This window comes from Actinomadura fulvescens, from assembly GCF_039533225.1.
Taxonomy (GTDB): domain Bacteria; phylum Actinomycetota; class Actinomycetes; order Streptosporangiales; family Streptosporangiaceae; genus Spirillospora; species Spirillospora fulvescens.
The window spans coordinates 1-19,842 of sequence record NZ_BAAATD010000021.1; the positions used below are offsets into that span (position 1 = coordinate 1).

A 19,842-nucleotide genomic window follows, 5' to 3' on the forward strand; every position below is an offset into this window, starting at 1 on the left:
GGGTGGCCACGAGGCCTCCGGTATCGGGTTTTTCTTGGTCGTTAAACCACCTACCGGAGGCCTCACACGTTAACGATCAAGACACGCCGGACCACCCCGAACCAGACTTCGAAACAGGCCCTAGGCGGGCACGCAGGCGAGCCCGCTCGGTGCTGCTCAGCGGTCGGCGGCGCAGCAGGTCGGGCCAGCCGTCCGGCCGGGTCGGCACGGTGTAGCCGGGCGTGGCCTCGCCGTCGTCGCCGGAGCTGTCGCGGGCGTCGCTCACCGGGTGTCTACCACTCCTGCGGTGCGGGCACGTCGCGGTTCGCGTCGTGCAGGTCGCGTAGATGTCCTTGCAGGTCAGGACGTTGGATCGGGTAGGAGCCGTGGAAGTTGATGTGCGCGAACAGTAGAGGTGACAGACGGGCGCGGATCTGTGGCCCGACGCTGAGTCCGCCTGCTTCCAGCCGGTTCACCGCGGCGTCGACGTACAGGGAGTTCCACCAGGTGATCGCGTTGAGGCCGAGGCCCAGCGCCCCGAGCTGGTTCTCCATGCCGCGTTCATAACCCCTGGCCAGGCGGCCGAGGTTGCCGAAGAACACGTTGCGGGCCAGATCGTGGCGGGACTCGCCGATGTTCAGCTGGGTGCCGATCATCCTGCGGTAGGCCTCCACATGGATGACCTGGAGCAGGTGCAGAGTCTTGAAGATGCGGCCGTAGTGGGCGAAGGCGTTGCCCAGGCCGGTCAGGCGGCCACCGGCCGTCATCACCTTGATCAGGTCGTAGGCGCGGACCTTGCTGGTGGCCAAGGATCCGGCGACCCGCATCATGTCCTCCCACTCGGCGACGATCACGGGCACCGACACCCGCCGCAGCGCCAAGGTGTTGAACGCGCCCCACCCGTTGGAGGCGCGATGGTCGCGGGTGATCTCGCCGTCCAGCATCGCGGTGTCGATCCACCACAGCTGGGTGTCGGTGATGTCGGCGTGCCGCGGCGCGAACTGGTAGCCGCAGGCGGCGAACATGCCGTACACGATGTCGCTGTAGCTGCCCTGGTCGGTGGTGATGACATCGGGGTGCTCGGTGGCGTCCAGGCGGTGGATGGCGTCCAGGATGTACAGCGAGTCGCGCAGCGTGCCCGGCACCACAAGGCCGCCCAGCCCCATCACCTTGTCCGACACGGTGTTCAGCCAGGTCGTCCCGCGCGGCCGCTTGCCGATCCCGAAGTACAGCGGCGAGGGGCGGGCGTGCAGGGAGCGGACCGGGACCACGAATCGCAACCCGTCGGTGGAGGCGACCATCCCGCCGCCCCAGTCGGCGGTGATGGGTATCTCGGCCTGCTTGCCGACCAGGACCGCCGCGGCCACGGCGATCCCCTCGCCGTGGAAGTAGCCCTTCTCAACTCCGATCAGCCGGTTCTCGCCCAGCGCGGCGGTGCCCGCTTTGGCCACCGGCCTCAGGCCGATGTTGCACGAGCGGGCGACCAGCAACGCAGCCAAGCTCAGGTCCAGGTCGTCGCGGCGGGCCTCTGATCCCGAGATGTGCGGCATCGCGTCCAGGAACCCGGCGCGGGCGTTGACCTCCAGCAACAGCTCCGGATAGTCGATCCGGGGCAGCATCGCGGCCACCGCGTCATGCACGGCCTGGTAGCCGTCGGGATACGGCGCCGCCTCCAGCCGGGCCAGCGACAGCTTGCCATCGGCGATCTGTGCGGCCTCGTTGGTCGCCAGCCCGGCGCCGACCTGGCGATACGCACCGTCGAGGATGTCGGCGAGCTCGGCCAGGTGCTCGCGCGGGTCGGCCGGCAACCCCAGCGCGGTCAGCACCGTGTCCCGCTCCCGCACCCACACCCGGGGCGCGATCAGCTGGACACGCGGATCGCCCCACTTGTCGGCCCCCACCGCGTACACGTCCCGCCGACGCAGCGCGTCATGCAGCTGCTCCAGCACCGCGAACACGAACGCGGGGCGGTCGATCAGCGGCGCCGCAAGCTTGGGGTTGGCGAAGACCAGCCGCCGCCACGACCCCGTCACCAGGCCCTCCAGCCCACGGATGTGGTCGACGCCGGGTTTCTTGGCGGCGATCAGTTTCGGCAGGCCACGCAGCCCCGCCAGGATCGGCGTGCCCGCCTCGGTGCAGCCCCACGGGACCACCGACGCCAGCAGCTCGATGAACGGCTTCACCGTGGCGTACCGGTCGACCAGCGCCGCCCGCCACTCACTGTCTCCGTCGTCGCCCTCGCCCGGCGGCGGCAGCAGCTCGCGGACCGACTCGACCGCAGCTGCCAGATCCGCACGCGACACCACCCGTTCGACCGCGGCCATCATCTCCGGCACCGACACCGGCGTGCTCTGGCCGCCGGGCAGTTCACCCAGCACCACCGACCAGGCCGCCGCCATCTGAGCGGCCGCGGTCTTCAACCTCGGGAACGTCTTCAGCTTCTCGACGTTGCTCTTGCGGGCCGCCCCCGACAGCAGCTTGGTCGACATCAGCAGATCAAACAGCAGCAGCGCATCGTCCACCGACGAGCGCTCCAGATGGCGGACGGTCGCCACCAGCGTCGCCACCCGCCGCTCACCCTTCAAGTTCTTGATCTTGGGGGCCTTGGCGTGCAGGCCATAGGAAGCCAGCTCGGCCAGCTTCACCGGCGCCACCGCCGACAGGTCCACCGCGCCCGTCCCCAACCCCAGCACATAGGAGGCGCGGTCCAGCGCCTCGACCTGCCCCGTCCCCGTCAGCTTCACCACCGGAGTGCGCATCCACTCCAGCGTCGACACCCGCTTGCCGCCGGGCACCTCCAGCGCGGCGATCAACTCCCGCCGCGTGTGCACCGGCGTCGGCGTCACCACCGCCACGTTGACCTTCTCCAGCGCGTCCCGCTGCACCTGGCGCACCAGCCGCGCCAGCGTCGTGATCCCCGGCAGCAGCACCCGCTCCTCCACCAGCCACAGCACCGCCCGGTCACACACGCTACCCCTGACCTGCGTGAACCAGCGGGAACCCGGGCCGCCAGCCTGACTTCGTCCAGCCAGCACGTCAGCCCTCGCGGCTCATCGACTCTGGGCCAAGATCATCGTTCTCAGAAACCTTCTCAGCCCGGAGCGTCAACGGAGGACTACCTTTGGGTGAGGACGGTCGTCCCACCGCCCTCGCTGGCGCTCCGGCTGGCCTGGCTCGGCCAGTGAGGGCCAGTTCACCTGGTCTTACCCCCTGTGGCCCAGCCGTTGGCCGCCTATCTGTCTGCTCTGTGGGTGCGTACGGCATGGCATGCGGGCACATAGTGCGGTAGAGGCCGTCGCCGCGCGGCCAACGACAGAAGGCGGAACGATGGCAGGTTCCGGTCGAGTCTCGTCCACGGGCTCCACACGACGCGCGCCGCTCACCCAAGGCGATGATCCGGCTGACACCCCGACCCACCAGATGCTCCACCGCGACACCCACAAGTATCTGCTGACCAGGCTCTTCGATGATCCCGATGACACCCCGACGATCCGGATCCCCAACCGGGAGATCCACGGGCCTGTGCTGGAGAAGCTGTTGGCCCACAAGTCCGCCAGTCAACGCGGGCAGACTCACGCGCGTCGAACCATCCGCTACTTCGACAGGCCGGCCGAACAACAGGAGAGCCTGGACACCGACCACCCCCACTACGCGCAGCTGGCCAGGGCGACCTACCGCACTGTTTCGGTTCCCGACCAGGCGCTGGCCGCCCTGGCCCGCAGATGCACCCGCCAGGTCGTGACCGACCTGTGGCGCGACGGCACCACCAGCCGGGTGCTGCGGCTGCGGGACCTGACCGTCCCCATCGCCTCGGCGCTGATGTTCGAGCTGGTCTTCAAGGCACCGCCGTCGCAGGACCAGATCGCGCTGATCGGTCGTTCGGCCAGCGACACCTTGAAGAACTTCAAGGGACTGCGCAACGCACGCAACATCTGCACCCAGCTGGAGCTCCTGGCCTTGCTGCGGGCCACGGTGACCGAGCACGACGGATGCCCGGCCATCTTCGGCTCCGACAGCGCGCTGGACACCGACGCCAAGGCCAAACACCTGCAGGGTGTGTTCTTCCACAAGGGCGTCAACCAGATCTCCGAATGCGTCTGCCATGCCGTGCTCGCGGCGGCCGCGCATCCGCACGTCGTCGAACAGGTCCGCGCCGGCGACCCCCGCTACCTCGACCACGTCCTGGCCGAAACACTGCGGCTCTACCCCTTCTACACCCGCATCCAGCGACTGGTGGTCGACGACGTCCCCCTGAGCCCGGCGGTGACAATCCCGCGCGGCACACAACTGCTGGTCGACATCAGCCGACACCAGCGCATGGGCCACACCCAACCCGACGCCTTCATCCCCGAACGATGGGAACAACCCGGCTGCGCCGACCACGGATACATGGTCTTCGGCAAAGGGCGACGCAGGTGCCCCGCCGAGCAGTTCACCCGGACCACCGCAGCGGTGATCATGCACGAACTGCTCAGCTCCCTCGCCGTCCACGCACCCATCCGCCACACCCGGATCCTGGCCGGAGGCGGCCTGTGCGTCCTGACACCCCGCAGCTCGGCCCCAAGCCCGGCGATGGGGCTCAAGAAGACGCTCGTGCGGACACGCGACCGCGCCGAACGCCTCGCCCTCGCCGCGACACAACTGATCAACTTCTCCCTGGCGGACCGAGCAGTACGGCGCCTGCCACACGACACCACCCCATGACTCTCACCAACCGGGCCCCGAACGCCTCCTGCTCCAGGCCCATTCTTCAGCCTGCTCCATGAGTGAATCGGAATGAGATCCGGCGCTAAACCGCGGCGCGGCGATCTGCGGGCGCAAGCGCACAGGGCCGGCGGCCGGGGCCGGCGCCGGGCCTCACGGCCAGGCGCGGTGGGCCGCGCCCCGGCCGTGCGGCAGCCGCCAGCCGCTCCGGTCAGACGGCCGTCGGGTTCCTGATCGATTCCGCGGCGCTGTCGGCGGGCCGTGCGGGCCGTGATAGTGGTGGCGCGGACGCTCAGGTGTGGCTGGCGTGCCACAGGATGGCGATGCGGGTGTTAGCTGCCACTCAGGATGAGCATGTTCGGCCGGTTGTTCGGCAATGACGATGACGATCTGAGAAGGTTTCTGAGAACGATGATCTTGGCCCAGAGTCGATGAGCCGCGAGGGCTGACGTGCTGGCTGGACGAAGTCAGGCTGGCGGCCCGGGTTCCCGCTGGTTCACGCAGGTCAGGGGTAGCGTTGCTGCATGCGGATGATCGAGCGTCCCATCCTGCGGGAGTATCTGTTCTTCACCCCGGACAAGCTTGGTGGCGAGGACGCCTATCAGAAGGTGTGCGCAACGACCGGGCTCAAGCCCTTCGAGGGAGGGTATGGGGTGCTGCTGCTGGCCTCCGCGGAGTCTGAGCAGCGTGCCACCCTGGTGACCTGGGACGTGGCATGGACCGAGGCGATCGCCGAGGTCCAGCAGCAGGCCGCAGGCGGGCAGATCGCCAGGGAGGCCGGCGGGGTGGACCTCACTCCCGAGCTGCTGCGCAGCAAGGTGGTGGCTCTCTATCAGGGATGGCCCGACGAGTGGGACGGCCGGTCCCCGGACGGATTCATCGTCGCCGACTACCGAGGGGACACACCTCACTCCCGCGACCGGCAGTGACGGTCAGGCTCCCTGCCGGGCGAGGCGGCGTGTCATCAAAATCACCGCGGCCCAGGCGATGTGAGCTTCAGCTGCGGCGAATCTCCCAACAATCTAACTTCACTCCGTCATTACTCGCACACAGAGGGAGATAATCCCCCGGGACGTCGATTCGACCCCGGGAGGTCCCCATGACACGCCCCCAGCTGTGGGGCCGACCGTCTGCGCTGCGGTGTTCGCGGCGATCGCGGCCGGCCTGGCCCCGACTCCGGCCGCCTCCGCCGACCCCCTGACCGCCGCACAGGCCGGCGCCGCCACCGCCGGCCTGCGCGCCGAGATCTGCGGCAGCAGCGACGACACCTACGGCGCCGCCAAGCGGTCCTGGGCCCGGACCAAGGTCTGCGCCGAGGTCAAACGCGACGACGACGGTAACCGCTACATCGACGCCTACTACGGCGGCAAGTTCCAGTACTACTGGGGCGCCGCCTGGTACCACGAACAGGTCAAATGGGAAGGCCAGTTCAGGGGCCGGATCACCGCCTACCGCGGCGACACCTACGTCGCCGCCACCGACTTTTGGGAGCGGGTCGCCGATGACTGGGGCAAGGCCTGGGGCAAGCTCACCCTCCGCGACGTCAAGCCCGGCCAGACCTACCGCTTCGTCGGCAGCAAAGGAAAAAGGACGGCGGCTACTGGCACAAGCAGGGCAACTACATCTACAGCGAGGTCACCAACATCCCCCGCACCCAGGTCACCATCACCGTGACCTGACAGGACAGAACACCACAACACCAAGTGCTGACCGGACAGGACACCGCGCCCCCGCCCAATCGGCAGAGCCCGCGGCACGGGCGAGCCAGGTGGGGGCGTTGCTACTCCCGGGAAATCCGGCGGCGTCGTGGCCGAACGCGCTGCGCTGAGCCTGGAGCTCGGCCTCACGCGCGATGATCTCCAGTCCGCAGCTCTTGCGCGGGCTGGAAATCGCCGCTTGCTCCGGCCCCTCCGCACTGCTCACCGGCGCACCCAACGCGCTGGCCTGGCCGGCAGTATCAGGCGAGGCCACGTGCTCGCTGGCTTCCGGCGGACACGGCCTGCGGAGGTTCTCGAGTGTCCGTCGTCGCGTTCCCCGGCCGCCGCCCCGGCCCGATCACCGCGGCGACCCTCGCGGCCGCCGTCGACCGCTACCTGGGCTCCATCCCGACCGCCACCACCCGCGCCAGCTACGACGACACCCTCGCCCGCCTCATCGACGTCGCCGGCGGCGCCAGCCCGGCCGCCAGCCTCACGCCCGAGGACTACGCCGCGGTGATGGACCGCTGGAACACCGCGGCGGCCGCCACCTGGAACCGGCACCTGTCCGCGCTCACCTCCTTCACCACCTGGGCGCAGCGGCAGGAACTTCTGGAGACCAACCCGGCCCGGCGGCTCACCCGCCGCAAGACCGCCCGCCGCGGCGACCGCGCCATCCCCCGCGCCCGACTGGACAAACTGCTGGCCGACGACGCGCACGCGCTGCGCGAGCGGCTGCTGTGGCGGATGCTGTACGAGACCGCAGCGCGCGCCGAAGAGATCCTGTCGCTGGACATCGAGGACCTGGACCCCGAGTTCCGTCGCGCCCGGATCACCTCCAAGGGCGGTGCGATCGAGTACGTGCACTGGGCCACCGGCACCGCCCGGCTACTACCCCGCCTCCTGAAGGGCCGCACGGCCGGACCGGTGTTCCTGGCCGACCGCCGCGCCCCCACCTCCGGCCCCCGCGCCCCCGCGGCCGCCGACATCTGCCCGGCCACTGGACGCGGCCGGCTGTCGTATCCGCGCGCCGAATACCTATTCAAGACCGCCACCCGCGAGCTCGACCCGCACGGACACGGCTGGACGCTGCACCAGCTCCGTCACTCCGCCCTGCAACACCTGGCGGCCGCCGGACGCACCGCCGCCGAACTCCAAGCCAAGAGCCGGCACGCCCACCTGGCCAGCCTCGGCGCCTACGTCCGCCTCGGCGAACACACCTCCGCCCGCGTTACCGCCGACACCTTTGGCCCTGGGGTCTCGTTCGGGAGAAGACCCCCGGTACCCTGCGCCCTCATCTTTCTGAACGGCGCGCTCGATCAGGCGTATTGACGGCATTGGCCGGTGAAGATCGTGGCGAGCTCGGCGTCGAGGATCGATGCTGCGAGCTGACCGGTTGGTACGGCGAGGGCGAGGGCGGGGTCGCGGTAGACCTGCATCGCGATGCCCTCCGTCACGGCCGCCAGCCGTACGGCGGCGGGCCAGGGGTCCAGGTTTTCGGCGACTTCGCCGCATTCCTTGCCGTTGTGCACCGCCTGGGCGATGTCGCCTAGCAGCGCCCGAGCGGTCTTGGCGTCCACGTCGGCCATCGCGGGGGCGTCCAGCGCGCGTCCGGCGAACGCTCGGGATACCCGGAACTCGGTGCGGCGGGTCTCGTCCAGCGGGACGAACTCGGCCAGCGCCTCCGCCAGGACCCTCGCGATGGGCCGGCGATGGTCGATCCCGGCCTGGATCCGCTCGTCCACCCGCCCTCTGATATGCGCACTGACGTGGGTGAACGCGTGCAGCAGCATCTCGTCCTTGGTGCGGAAGTAGTGCTGCACCAGGCCGACCGACATCCCGGCCGCCGCGGCTGTACGGGCGACGGTGACGGCGTCGAGCCCGTGCTCGGAGATGAGCGCGCACACGGCCACGGCGATCTGGCGGCGGCGCTCGTCGTGGTCGGCTGTCCTCGACACTTGATAACCATATCAGCATACGGTAAAACCGTATGACCATATTGTTATCGACCTTCGAGGACCTTGATGCGCCTCCTTGCCCTGCTGTTCTGCCTGCTCGTCTGCACGCCGGTCGCGCCAGCGTCCGCGCAGTCCCATCCGTACGAGGCGATCGACGCCTTCGTTCGGGACCGGATGAAGGCCACGCATACCCCCGGGATCGCCTACGCCGTAGTCGGCCCCGACGGCCCGATCCACCAGCGCACCTGGGGAACCGACGGCCGCGGCAAACCCGTCACGCCACAGACGCCGTTCCTGTGGGGGTCGGTCGCCAAGCCGGTCACCGCCACGGCTGTCATGACTCTTGTCCAGTCCGGACGGCTCCGCCTGACCGATCGGGTCGTCGACTACCTGCCGGACTTCCGGTTCGGCGGCGCCGCGCACGCGCGGCAGGTCACGATCGGGCACCTGCTCAACCAGACCGCGGGCCTCCCCGAAGCCGCCACCTTCAAGGTCACCGACTGCCTCGGGTCCGGCTGCCCGACTCCGGCCCAGCGCATCAGCGCGCTGAACGGCGGCAAGCCCCTTGGCCCGCCCGGCACCAAGTACGCCTACACCAGCGCCAACTACCTGCTGCTCACGGCCATCGTGGAGGCCGTCACCAAGCGTCCGTACGCCGAGTACCTGCGACCAGCCGTTCTCGAACCGGCAGGGATGAAGGGCGCGATCGCCGACATCGGGTCGGCCAAGAAGCGGAACCTGCCGCCCGGACATCAGCTCCTGTGGGGAATCCCGTCCGCCATCGCCGACGGCTACGACGAGCACGGCGCCGGGTACGGCTACCTGGGCGGCGACCTGAACGACCTGGCGGCGTTCGCCTCATTCCAGCTCCGGTCCGGCCAGACCACCGACGGCAAGGCGGTCCTCACGCCGGGGTCCGTACGGCTCATGCGAGAAGAGGGCAAGCTCAGCTCAGGCGAGGGCAGCGGTTACGGGCTGGGCTGGAGCATCAACGCTCTGGACGCGCCCCTGGACCGCGCCCTCTGGCACACGGGAGCGACGTTCGGCTACTCAAGCGTCCTGATCCTGCTGCCCGAGAAGAACATCGCGCTCGTCCTGCAGCAGAACCTGTACGGCTTCCTCCACAACGACGCGGTCATGCACACCGGATTCGGCGCAGCCAAGCTGCTCGCAGGCGGCACGCCCTCCAAGGCCCCCTCCGCATCCACCTACTACCTGACCGTCTGGGGCATCACGGCCCTGGCCCTGGGACTCATCTTGGCGACCGGACGCTCGGCCCTGCTCCTACGCCGCCGCCCCGCCGCCTCCTCGCTACGCCGTAGGATCGCGACCGCCGCATGGACCCTCGCCGGCGCACTGCCTCTGCTCATCGCCGTTCCGGCAATGAGCCAGATGAGCCCAGGACAGATGATGAACTGGGTGCCAGACGCCTTCGCCGCCCTCTGCGTCGCGGTGGCCGCCGGGCTCGCAACGATCACCCTCCGCGTCACGCTCGCCCTACGCACCACCCGTAATCGGCGAGCCAGCCGATGACCCCGCCGCGGTTCACCCACCGTTCGCGAGAAAGCGATGGACCAGCGAGCCTACGTCCGCCTCGGCGAACACACCTCCGCGGCCGTCACCGCCGACACCGACCCCGCCGCCGCGCCGCTGACCGCAGCCCCCTGCCTCACCCCAGCGCCGACCTTCGGACCTGTTGCCCGCCCAGCGGCACCGGCGACGGCTGGCACCGGGCCCACCCACCCGGGCCCGCCACCGGGCCAGCGCAGAGGCGCAGCAGGGATCAGAACAGGGTGTCGCGCACGCGCAGGGGCCGGTACCCGGTGGGGCCGAGCTGGGCGAGCTCGCCCTCGACGTCGACGTCGATCGAGCCGAGGAAGTTGATGTTCTCGCTGTGCGCGGGTGAGATGTGGGCCAGCACCTGGTCATCGATGCGGCGCCCGGCTGCGCGCAGCGAGGCCACCGCCAGCCCGTAGTACTCGGTGGTCCAGGTCACCACGGCGTTGGTGACCAGCGTCAGGCACCATGCCTGCTCGGTCTGCTGCTCCAGGTGCCGGGCCCGGATCGCGCCCTCGTGGGCGTACAGCAGGTCCCGCTTGAGCGCGTGCAGCGACTCGCCCTTGTTGAGCTGGCGGGAGATCTTGCGCCGGTACGCCGCATCCGACAGGTACCGGGCGGCGTAGATCGTGCGGCGCAGCGCCCCGTACTCCTTCAGCGCTGCGGCCAGCGCGTTCTGCCGAACCGACGCCGACAGCTTGCCGACCAGCAGCGAGGCGGTGGCGTGCCCGAACTTCAGCGACCCGGCCAGCCGCAGCAACTCGTCCCGGTGCGCCGCGATCAGCTCAGTGTTGGCTCGCCGGGTTAGCAGCGGCCCCGCCAGCGGGAACGCATCCAACACCTGCGACTTCGGGCCGGTCCGGTACAGGGTGATCTTGCCCAGGTCCCGGATCCGCGGCGACAACTGCAGGCCCAGCAGGTCGAACAGGGCGAAGTTCACCAGCGTCACCCCGTGGGTGTCGGTGGCGTGCTCGGTCACCGGGATGTCGGTGGCGTTGCCCAGGATCTCGTCCAGCACGTAGTGCGCCTCCCGCCGGGTCGCCACGATGACCTTGGTTCCGTAGGTGGTGTGCTGGTCGGTGACATGCGTGTACGTCGACAGCCCCTCATGGGCGAAGTACCTGCTGAGCGCGCGGGCGGTGACGGACTTGCCGCGGGTGGGGAACCGCTGGCCATCCGAGGACGACAACGTGCCCGACCCGAACACCGCCGTCAGCGGCAGCCCCTGGTGGTAGCCGATCAGCGCCAGGTTCGCCGCCCGCAGCGTCTCCTCGCGCACATACCACTCGGCGGTCCAGGCCAGCACGTCGTAGGAGATCCCACACGCGTCCGCCATCCGGGTCAGCCCGAGGTTGGTCGACTGGGAGAGCAGCACCGCGATCAGGTTCCGCTTCAACTCCGGGCTGCGGGCCTGCTTGCCAGCGGCGTGGGTGAAACAACCCAGGAACCCGGTGCGCTGGTCCATCTCGATCAGCAGCGACACGATCGGCGCGAACGGCAGCATCTCGGTCAGCTCGGCCTTGAGCGCGACCGCCTCGGCCGGGACGTCCTCGGCCGACAGCGGGGAGATCACCAGGTCTCCCGCCTCGTCCAGGCGGACCGGACCGTCGCCTGCGGCCAAGGTCTGCTCCAGCTCGCCCAGCGCCGTGTGCAACTCCTCCTCCATCCGGGCCAGGCCCGCGGCGGGGTCGGCGGACTTGCCCACCAGCCGGCAGAACTCCGCCCGCTGACCGGCCCACTTTGCCGGGGACAGCAGGTAGGCGGCCGGGTCACAGTAGCGGCGCGAGCCGGGCACCCACACATCCCCCGACCGCAGCCCATCACGCAGCGCCAGCAGCACGCACAACTCCCAGTAGTGCCGGGTAGGCGCTGGTGTCGCCGACCTCGGCCGCGTCTTGCAGGTAGCCGCGCCAGCGGGCCGGCACGAACCCCGCGGGCGCACCCGCGGGGACCTTGCGGGCACTGGTGGCGTTGAGGTCCCGCAGGATCCGCACCGCCGCCAGAAGGTCGGCGGCGGCGTTGCCGCCCGCCAGCGGCACCGCCTCCAGCACCTGCGGGGTGAACTGCCGCAGATACCCGTACGAGCCCTCCAGGGCGGCCAGATGACCGTGGTCGCGGGGCAGCGGCGGCAACGCCGCCGACTGCGCCGCGCGCAGCCGCTCCCATCCGATCCGCTCACCGCGGATCAGGCCGCCGACCTGTTCATCGGGTACCACCGGGTCGGCGACGATCGCCAAGATCGCGTCCAACAGCGCTTGGCGGTCCTCGCCGGCCTTGGCGCGCTCGGCCAGCGCGCCGCGCATCTTGCGCTCGGCCTTGCTCTCCCGCGCCGAGACCGCCTGGTCGAACAACTGCACGACCTCGTCCAGCACCTCGGTCGCCGACTGCGCCACCAGCGTCAACAAGATCGGGTACCGGCGCTCGGGATCGCGCCGCGCCAGCGCCTGCGCCGTCAACCGGCGGCCCACCGTGGCCAGGAAGCGCCGCCGCTCCGCTGGCAGCACCGACAGGTCCAGCCGGTGCGCGTCCATGCCGCGCAGGAACTCCAGCTTGGCGATCTCGGTCTTCACCGCCTCCACCGGGCCCTTGCCCAACCACCGCAGCCGCGTCATCCCGATCGCCGTGTCCACCACCAGCAGCCCGTCCAACCCGGCACGGCGCTCGTCGGTGAACTCACGGGCCAGCCGGTCGAAGGTCTCGCGCCGCGCCACCTCGCGGGCGTGCGCGACCCGCTTCACCACTGTCACCGGGCCCGGCCGGATCACCTTCGCTGAGATCAGGTATTCGCACGCCAGCCGGAACAGCAGCGTCGGGGAGTCATGCTCCATCGCCCGCGCCAGCAGGAACTCATCCAGCTCCTTCAACTCCAGCGCCGTCGGAGCCCGCCACCCCAGATACTGCGCCGCAGCCGCAGATGATCCGTGCGAGTCTTGGCCCGCCGCCCGTACACCCCGATCACCTTCGGATCGACCCCGAGCTGCGCGGCCAGCCGCGCAACGGCCGCCGGCGGCGCGGACGCCACAACGTCCGGCACGAACCCCAGCCGCGGCAACGTGCACAACGCCACCGCCAGCCCAAGCCGATCCGCAGGGCCCCGCCCCCGACCCGGATCGACGAACGCCACGTCCGCTGGCGTCAAGGTGAATAACCGGAACAGCTCCTCCCGGCCAATCTCCGGGAACCGTCGCAGCCCCTCCAACTCCTCGTCGGTGAACACCGGAGCGACCACCCAGCAACCTCCCGCCGGAGTCCAAAGATCCCGGTTCGGGAGCCTACGCCGTCATATCCGCCCGATCTTTCCCGAGTACTACGGCGACCCGAACGGCACCGGCCTCTTGGGCGGCGGTGAAGATATAGATGACGGCGACGAGCGGAACGACCACCAGCCAGATCACCTTGAAGAACCGTTCCCAGCGAGCTTCGGAATCACGACCCATGAGGGGAACCCAGCGGCCGGCACCGTACGCAGATCCCACCGGCCGATCCACAGTCGACGATCATGTCGGCACCCTACGCCTAGGTATGTGGCCGACGCAGGCACAGGCAACGGCCACCATCGACAGCCAGGTCCCGAACTGTCGACGTTCCCGGACGCCCGATTCGCCTGCGACACCTTCGGCCAGCGTGCCGGGATCCCAGTACGTAAACGCAAGCCAGTATCAGTCTGAGCGGTGGCGCAACTGCCCAAGGCCGATGATCGCCCCTGCGACCACCAGCGCGATACCGAACACGGCGGCCAACGCCGCAACCATGGCCGCTACCGCCTCGTCCTCAGCACCCAACGCCACCAAGCCGCCCAGCGTCAGCGCGAGTCCGCCGGCCAGACTCCACGGTTCCGCCGCCTCGTGCACGATCCGCCAGGACTCGTCATCGGCCGGAGTCTGCCTGGACCGGATCCGGGCAACATGATTACGCCCCAGCCGTCCTCGCGCAGCACTGCGCCCAACGGCCACCACCGCGGCACCCGCCGCGATGAGGACCACGCCATAGAAAAGGTGCATCACATTGCTCCAGCATCATCAGATGGCAGCTCCTACCAGCTTGCGCTTGCGCCAGCCCTCGGGCAAGCACCGGGGAGTCCGGCGGGAGTGCATAGCCCCCGCCATCGACGCCTTGCTGCGCCGCGCCGGCCTCACCCGCCCATCAGTCCCCGGCCGCCGCCCGGCGGAGCGGCCCGATCACCTCGTCGGCAGATCGGTCAGGTCCAGCCGCCGGTCAGTGCGAAGCTGGATCTCACCGTAGGGGGTCATGTTGGTGTGGAACAGCGGGGTGAGGCCGCGCCGATCGGCGTCGGTGAGGACGCCGACCCATTCGGGCCGGGCGAGGATGTCCTGGATCATCAAAGTGTTGATCAGCCCGAGCGCGGACTGGAGGATGTGCAGGCACAGCATCCCCAGCTCCTGCTCCTCGCGCCGGTTGTAGGCCAGCTCGCCGCGCTTGCCGAACTTGATGTAGTCGTTCACCCCGTTGTAGTTCTCCACCACGTTCAGCCCGGACTCGGTCTCCCGCTGCAGATCACGGTCGTTGAGCCAGCGGGCGAGGAAGATGGTGCGTTGGGCGCGGCCGACCTCCAGCATCGCCGCGAAGGCGGGATGAGTGGTCTCACTGGTGAAGCGGCGCAGCAGGGCCTCAGTAGATGCGGTCCGCAGCCGGATCGCGGTGGCGTACTTCATCATCACGTCGTAGTTGTTGGCGATGATCTCCCAGCGGATCGGGCGGGTCAGCGCGGGGTCCAGCAGCGGGTAGTCGTAGGACTCACCCCGGTCGGGCAGGTAGAGCTTCATCTTGTTGATCTGCTTGAACCGAGCGACCAGGTCGAAGCCCAGTAGCCGGGTGATGCCGAACCCGACGAAGCTGGCGCCGTGGGAGTCGACGAAGTTGGTCTCGACCTCCATGTCGGTGCCGTGCCGCATCGCCCCTCAACCATTGCGTGGACCTCAGACGCCGAACAGGAGATCAGCTGCGAGTGCACAGCCATGGACCCGCCGGTCTCGACCGTCCAGTAGATCAAAACGCCGCGTTTGGCTCGCCGGTAGCGCGAATGCCACTCGGTAAAGATGTTCTGATCGAAGGCGGAAAAGTGCGTGGAGTCCGATGCCACCGCAGTGGTGCCTTCACCCCACAGGGCGGTCTGGCGGACGGCGAAGGTGGTGTTGGCGATGAGGCGGGCGACCTCGCGGCAGGTCTCGACGGTCAGGTAGCGGCGGCGAACGTACCGCAGGTCGTCCTCGGTGTGGGGATGGTCGCCGGCGGCGACCGCACGGATCCCGGTCCCGGTGCCGTAGGCGTAGATGAGCAGCAGCAATCGCTCGAACAGCACCTGAACGTCCAGATGGTTCTGCGTCCCGGCCGGGGTGAAGACGTTCAAGCAGCCCGTGCGCAAGGCCGTCTCGGTGAGCATGTCCATCAGCGGGACCACACCCCGCCGGTCCCGGATCGCCGCCTTCAACCGGCGCAGGTTCCGGGGCTCGGCTGCGGCGTCCAGCGGGGTCAGCTGGATCGCGCCCGCACCCCTCCGCTCGGCGATCTTCAACCAGGAAAGACCCTTCCCGCCCAGGGCATCGTTCAGCGCCGACAGCGCGTCGTCCATCTCCCGGCGCAGCTGGTCGACGAAGACCTGCGGATCCAGGGGCTTGCGGAGCTTGGCGTAGTTCCCCGCCCGGTTGGCCTCGAAGTCTTTCGGCAGGTCGTCGTCGGGGTTGCGCCACCGATCGGCGCCGACCACCCAGATCTCTTTGCAGCGCAACTTCTCCCGCAGCGTCTGGAACACCCCGCACTCGTGCACGCTGCGCAGGATCCGCTGCCGCTTCCTGCTATCGGCCCGATACATCAGCTCGACCAGCTCGGCCGGGACGATCCCCTCCACCGGAACGTTCTCGCCGAGCGCGTAACACTTGATCCGAATGGACTGCTCGGCCCTATACCGCTTGATCAAGCTGAGCGCCTGCATCATCGGCGCGTGCACGGTGTTGGTCGACCCGAACTCCAGCACCTCCAAAATCTGGATCAGCCCGGTCCGATAGTGGCTGGTATAGGACGCCTTGAACACCCGCTGCTTGTGCTGCCGGTAGGAGGTGCCCTTGGCCTTGTACTCGTGCAGCAGCTGGACCAGCGTCTTGTAGCCGCCCGGCACCGCCGGGTAAATGACGTCCTCGACCCGCGACTCGGGCGACTCCAGGGCGGCCTCGGTCATCTTGAACAAGATGTTCTCCTTGCCCGACACCCGCTTCAGCTCCGCCACGAAATCGCTAGTGACCTTCGTGTCGGCGCGGGCGTTGATCCGGTGCACGGTGGAGACGAGCAGATCGACCAGGGTGTCGGTGATCTCGCAGGCCCGGCAGTGCAGATAGGCGGCGAGCAAGGTGACCTTGATGTCGTGCGGATGGGAGCGCAGGTGAGAGGGAGCCTCGGCCGCCACTCGAGCTCTCCAAGCCACCAAGACCTTCGAGGAGACATCGGCGAACAGGTCGTCCGCAAGCCCGACCGCACGGATCGCGGTCAGCTTGAACACCTCCCGCTCGATCGTCTTCACGCTCACATTTCCCGGCTCCTCGCGGATCACCGCGAACACGTCCACGCCTGCGCCTCCGCGGCATTGAACAGCGCACCATCGTCCTCATCCCGGCCCTCAGCTTCGCCGCGACGGTCGGCGCTCTTGTCGATCAGGGCGAGCAGCCGGCCGATCGCCTCGGACGGAATCCGGCCAGCGATCCGGGCGGTCTGGATCTGTTCGGCCTGCCGCAACGCCGTCCCGATGATCCGGCGGATCCGGTCCCGGGCCGGTGGCTCGACCCGCTCCTCCCGCAGATGCGCCAAGAGCTCGGCGCGGACCCGGTCAACCTGCCGCTCCTTGTCGCACACCTTGACGGCCAGCCAGTGCGCGGCCTTGTCGGAATCAGCCAGCGAACACTCCCGGAACCCGAAGTACTTCCGGATGTCCTTGCGGTGAGCCTTGATCGTCCGGCCATCCCACTCATACAGCCTCAACTCTGAGGCGGGCACCCCCACCAGCCCAGCGACGAAGGCGATGGCCTGATCGGGAAGCTCGGCACGGCCCGTCGGGAACCGGCCGTGCAGGGCGTAGAACCGTAGCAACAACGCGAACCCGAGTTTCGTCGCACCCCGGCGGCCCGACAGCTGCTCCAACTCGTCCCCGACCAGCGTCCAGTTCCCGACCAGCTCGTCATCGTCCAGCACACGCACCACGCGGCATCCGGACCTCTCACGAAACGGGCGGCCACGCCGCCGCAAACCCCCACGGATCCGGATCAATACTGGCCGCACAGCATCCCCCACACGCACCGATCGGAAGAAAGATCCACCAACGGGCCGCAAGTGCCACCGCTGAGCTGGGCGAACTCAATCGCGTGTACCTGAATGCACGACTCTTACCGACACCCGGGACCTGCTGCGCGGTGGCGGCCGCTACGCCGAGTTCTGGGATGTCGCCCTGACACCGGCAACGAGCGAATGAGGTCTACACCGTGGATGTGGAGGTCAGTCAGGCCTTGATGCGTTCGGGGGGCATGCCGGGTCCGATCGTGGCCTGGATCTCGGCCGGGTCGTCCACGCGGCCGCAGTGGGAGCACACCGACTGCTGAGTGACTCCGGTGCCGCACACCGAGTGGGTGTAGAGGATCGGCGGCTCCCCCTCCGTCGCCCACTTGTCGCCCCACTCGGAGAGCGCGACCAGCGCGGGCGCGAGCGCACGCCCCTTGTCGGTCAGCAGGTACTCGTACAGTTCGGACTGCTCGGAGTATCTGCGGCGCCGCATGATCCCCGCCTCGACGAATCCGTCGAGGCGGGACTTGAGGATGTTGGTCGCGACTCCCAGGCTGCGCTGGAAGTCGCTGTAGCGGGTCGCTCCCCCGAACACGGCGTCGCGAATGATCAGCAGGCTCCAGCGTTCGCCGATCAGCTCCAGGGCGCGTGCGATCGAGCACACCTGTGAGTCGTAGGTCTTTCCCAGCATGCCCCCAGTCTACCGAGGGGGGCTTGCGTCATGAAAGCGCCTAGGCTAATTTAACTTGCATGATGCAAGCAGGTGAGAATTTCACCACTACCTTTTCGGTGGACCGCACTCCCCAGGAAGCGTTCGAGGCCATCACCGACGTCCGCGGTTGGTGGTCGCAAGGGGTCGAGGGCGTCACCGACCAGGTCGGCGGCGAGTTCGACCACCGCTACCAGGACGTCCACCGCTGCAAGCTCCGCGTCACCGAACTCGTGCCCGGCCGGAAGGTCGCCTGGCTCATCCTGGACAACTACTTCAACTTCATCGAAGACCAGGCCGAATGGAAGGACACCGAGGTCGTCTTCGAGATCTCCGAGAAGGACGGCGGCGCCGAGGTCCGTTTCACCCACGTGGGACTGGTTCCGCAGTACGAGTGCTACGACGTGTGCACCAACGCCTGGGGCGGCTACATCAGCGGCAGCCTGCGCAACCTGATCAACACAGGCAAGGGCCAGCCCAACCCCAAAGAGGACGGGAACGCCCCGGACCACCAGCACGCCGCCACCGCGCACCGCGCCAAGCGCTCACCCCGGGCCACCGGCCTGGCCGACACCAAGGTGAGTGCCTGAGATGACCGCGCTCACAGGCAAGATCGTCCTGATCACCGGCGCCAACCGCGGCATCGGGCGGGCACTGCTGGAAGAGGCCCTGCACAGGGGCGCCCGGCAGGTGTACGCCGCCACCCGCGGATCCTTCGTCCACCCGGACGAACGAGTCACACCCCTGCTCCTTGACGTCACCGACAAGGCCCAGACACAGCAGGCCGCCCAGGCCGTCCCCGCCCTTGACCTTCTCGTCAACAACGCCGGCGTGGCAGTGCCCGACGATCTCAACGACCCGGCCGTGCTCGAACACCACCTCGCCGTCAACCTCTTCGGCTACCACGGCGTGACACAGGCCTTCCTGCCCCTGCTGGTCCGTTCCCGCGGCGCCATCGTCAACAACCTGTCCACCGCGGCCCTGGAACCGATGCCGATCGTCCCGGCCTACTCGATCTCCAAGGCAGCCGCATACTCCCTGACGCGGTCACAACGAATATTTCTTGCCGACCAGGGCGTAAGGGTCCACGCCGTGTTCACCGGCCCGACCGACACCGACATGAATCGCGGGTTCGACATGCCCAAGGCATCACCGGAATCGGTCGCGCGAGCCATCTTCGACGGCGTGGAGAACCAGGAAGAGGACATCTTCCCCGACCCCATGGCGCAGACCATGGCCGCCGGATGGCGAAACAGCCCGGCCAAGGCGCTGGAGGACGAGCATGCCGCCCTCTCGGCAGCCGAACCCGCCTAGTCCCACGCGTGACGCGCAGCCCTTCGCCTGAACGACAAGGAGATCCCGAATGACCACACCGAAACCCGGCAGCATCCTTCTCGGCACCACCCGGCCTGCGGAACTGCGTGAGTGGTACCGCAAGGCGCTCGCACCGGGACACGAGGGCGAAGGGCCGATCGATCTCGGCGGCTTCCTGCTGGTCATCGAGCAGCGCGACGACGTCGACGCCAAGAACAACGAGCCGGGCCGAATGATCCTCAACTTCCACGTCGACGACTTCGGCGCCGTCGAGGCACAGCTGCGCGCGGCCGGCGTGGACTGGCTCGTCCCCGTCGCCGATCGCCCCTCCGGCCGCTTCGGAACGTTCGAAGACCCTGACGGGAACTACCTCCAGATCATCCAGTTCAAAAAGGACTCCTAAGCCCGGGCGCCGTGCCCGGCCAGCACCTGCCGTGCGCTGGCCGGGCACGCTCGCTAATGCGCCGCTGCACGGGGCGCCGAGCCTGCCAACGGCGTCGTGTCGACGTACCGGACCTCGTAGACCCGCTCGCAGAACTCCCAGCCCTCCGAGGTGCCGCAAGACCCGCGAGTGGCCTTGCCGGCACCCCTACATCCTCGTCGGCCACGGGTCCCTCCCCGGCAGCCGGAATGGGCCGGTGAC

Annotated in this window: 15 protein-coding genes and 2 pseudogenes; 8 read left to right on the plus strand and 9 right to left on the minus strand. The window is 68.8% G+C overall.

The window, feature by feature from the left end; all coding sequences use genetic code 11:
- Positions 1-76 precede the first annotated feature (76 nt).
- On the minus strand, positions 77-265 hold the full coding sequence (locus tag ABD333_RS44075) for a hypothetical protein (RefSeq protein WP_344548770.1): 189 nt from the start codon (positions 263-265) through the stop codon (positions 77-79).
- 7 nt (positions 266-272) lie between these two features.
- A complete protein-coding gene (locus tag ABD333_RS44080; RefSeq protein ID WP_344548772.1) occupies positions 273-2,948 on the minus strand; it encodes a Tn3 family transposase in 2,676 nt (891 codons plus the stop codon).
- Between the two features lie 358 nt (positions 2,949-3,306).
- On the opposite strand from ABD333_RS44080, the gene ABD333_RS44085 reads away from it, so the two are divergent.
- The 4 genes from ABD333_RS44085 (at position 3,307) to ABD333_RS44100 (ending at position 7,712) form a co-directional block, all read left to right on the plus strand.
- The gene (locus ABD333_RS44085) at positions 3,307-4,683 is read left to right on the plus strand and encodes a cytochrome P450 (RefSeq protein ID WP_344548774.1); all 1,377 of its coding nucleotides are present in this window, start codon (positions 3,307-3,309) and stop codon (positions 4,681-4,683) included.
- Positions 4,684-5,207: 524 nt separating this feature from the next.
- Positions 5,208-5,612, plus strand: a complete 405-nt coding sequence (locus ABD333_RS44090; RefSeq protein ID WP_344548776.1) for a hypothetical protein — start codon at positions 5,208-5,210, stop codon at positions 5,610-5,612.
- 187 nt (positions 5,613-5,799) lie between these two features.
- A complete protein-coding gene (locus ABD333_RS44095) occupies positions 5,800-6,357 on the plus strand; it encodes a hypothetical protein (RefSeq protein WP_344548778.1) in 558 nt (185 codons plus the stop codon).
- A 341-nt stretch (positions 6,358-6,698) separates the two neighbouring features.
- Positions 6,699-7,712 (plus strand): tyrosine-type recombinase/integrase, encoded by a 1,014-nt coding sequence (locus ABD333_RS44100; RefSeq protein WP_344548780.1) that lies wholly within the window; start codon positions 6,699-6,701, stop codon positions 7,710-7,712.
- On the opposite strand, the gene ABD333_RS44105 is transcribed toward ABD333_RS44100, so the two are convergent.
- A complete protein-coding gene (locus ABD333_RS44105) occupies positions 7,700-8,338 on the minus strand; it encodes a TetR/AcrR family transcriptional regulator (RefSeq protein WP_344548782.1) in 639 nt (212 codons plus the stop codon). The two genes, ABD333_RS44100 and ABD333_RS44105, sit on opposite strands and share 13 nt — an antisense overlap.
- Before the next feature lie 66 nt (positions 8,339-8,404).
- On the opposite strand from ABD333_RS44105, the gene ABD333_RS44110 reads away from it, so the two are divergent.
- Positions 8,405-9,871, plus strand: a complete 1,467-nt coding sequence (locus tag ABD333_RS44110; RefSeq protein WP_344548784.1) for a serine hydrolase domain-containing protein — start codon at positions 8,405-8,407, stop codon at positions 9,869-9,871.
- A 250-nt stretch (positions 9,872-10,121) separates the two neighbouring features.
- Here ABD333_RS44110 and ABD333_RS44115 read toward each other — a convergent pair whose 3' ends face one another.
- The 6 genes and pseudogenes from ABD333_RS44115 to ABD333_RS44155 all read right to left on the minus strand — a co-directional run bounded on the left by ABD333_RS44115 (position 10,122) and on the right by ABD333_RS44155 (position 17,867).
- The gene (locus ABD333_RS44115; protein ID WP_344548786.1) at positions 10,122-11,735 is read right to left on the minus strand and encodes a Tn3 family transposase; all 1,614 of its coding nucleotides are present in this window, start codon (positions 11,733-11,735) and stop codon (positions 10,122-10,124) included.
- Positions 11,716-13,124 (minus strand): annotated as a pseudogene (locus ABD333_RS44120) (DUF4158 domain-containing protein). Before ABD333_RS44120 ends, ABD333_RS44115 begins: the two are co-directional and overlap by 20 nt.
- Before the next feature lie 43 nt (positions 13,125-13,167).
- Positions 13,168-13,332: a hypothetical protein gene (locus ABD333_RS44130; protein ID WP_344548792.1), complete on the minus strand. Its 165-nt coding sequence runs from the start codon at positions 13,330-13,332 to the stop codon at positions 13,168-13,170.
- A 222-nt stretch (positions 13,333-13,554) separates the two neighbouring features.
- A complete protein-coding gene (locus ABD333_RS44135; protein WP_344548795.1) occupies positions 13,555-13,896 on the minus strand; it encodes an SdpI family protein in 342 nt (113 codons plus the stop codon).
- Positions 13,897-14,073: 177 nt separating this feature from the next.
- A pseudogene (locus tag ABD333_RS47765) lies at positions 14,074-17,101 on the minus strand (Tn3 family transposase).
- Between the two features lie 295 nt (positions 17,102-17,396).
- Positions 17,397-17,867 (minus strand): winged helix-turn-helix transcriptional regulator, encoded by a 471-nt coding sequence (locus ABD333_RS44155; RefSeq protein ID WP_344548803.1) that lies wholly within the window; start codon positions 17,865-17,867, stop codon positions 17,397-17,399.
- 98 nt (positions 17,868-17,965) lie between these two features.
- On the opposite strand from ABD333_RS44155, the gene ABD333_RS44160 reads away from it, so the two are divergent.
- Genes ABD333_RS44160 through ABD333_RS44170 form a run of 3 tightly spaced genes read left to right on the plus strand, consistent with a single transcriptional unit; the run spans position 17,966 to position 19,602 of the window.
- Positions 17,966-18,475 (plus strand): SRPBCC family protein, encoded by a 510-nt coding sequence (locus ABD333_RS44160; RefSeq protein ID WP_344548805.1) that lies wholly within the window; start codon positions 17,966-17,968, stop codon positions 18,473-18,475.
- Between the two features lies 1 nt (position 18,476).
- The gene (locus ABD333_RS44165) at positions 18,477-19,199 is read left to right on the plus strand and encodes an SDR family NAD(P)-dependent oxidoreductase (RefSeq protein WP_344548807.1); all 723 of its coding nucleotides are present in this window, start codon (positions 18,477-18,479) and stop codon (positions 19,197-19,199) included.
- Positions 19,200-19,248: 49 nt separating this feature from the next.
- Positions 19,249-19,602, plus strand: a complete 354-nt coding sequence (locus ABD333_RS44170) for a VOC family protein (RefSeq protein WP_344548809.1) — start codon at positions 19,249-19,251, stop codon at positions 19,600-19,602.
- Positions 19,603-19,842: the final 240 nt, after the last annotated feature.

Coding starts and splice junctions, on each gene's coding strand:
- ABD333_RS44085 (WP_344548774.1), top strand. CDS start 3,307: ATGGCAGGTTCCGGTCGAGTCTCGTCCACGGGCTCCACACGACGCGCG.
- ABD333_RS44090 (WP_344548776.1), top strand. CDS start 5,208: ATGCGGATGATCGAGCGTCCCATCCTGCGGGAGTATCTGTTCTTCACC.
- ABD333_RS44110 (WP_344548784.1), top strand. CDS start 8,405: ATGCGCCTCCTTGCCCTGCTGTTCTGCCTGCTCGTCTGCACGCCGGTC.
- ABD333_RS44130 (WP_344548792.1), bottom strand. CDS start 13,332: ATGGGTCGTGATTCCGAAGCTCGCTGGGAACGGTTCTTCAAGGTGATC.
- ABD333_RS44135 (WP_344548795.1), bottom strand. CDS start 13,896: ATGCACCTTTTCTATGGCGTGGTCCTCATCGCGGCGGGTGCCGCGGTG.
- ABD333_RS44155 (WP_344548803.1), bottom strand. CDS start 17,867: ATGCTGGGAAAGACCTACGACTCACAGGTGTGCTCGATCGCACGCGCC.
- ABD333_RS44165 (WP_344548807.1), top strand. CDS start 18,477: ATGACCGCGCTCACAGGCAAGATCGTCCTGATCACCGGCGCCAACCGC.
- ABD333_RS44170 (WP_344548809.1), top strand. CDS start 19,249: ATGACCACACCGAAACCCGGCAGCATCCTTCTCGGCACCACCCGGCCT.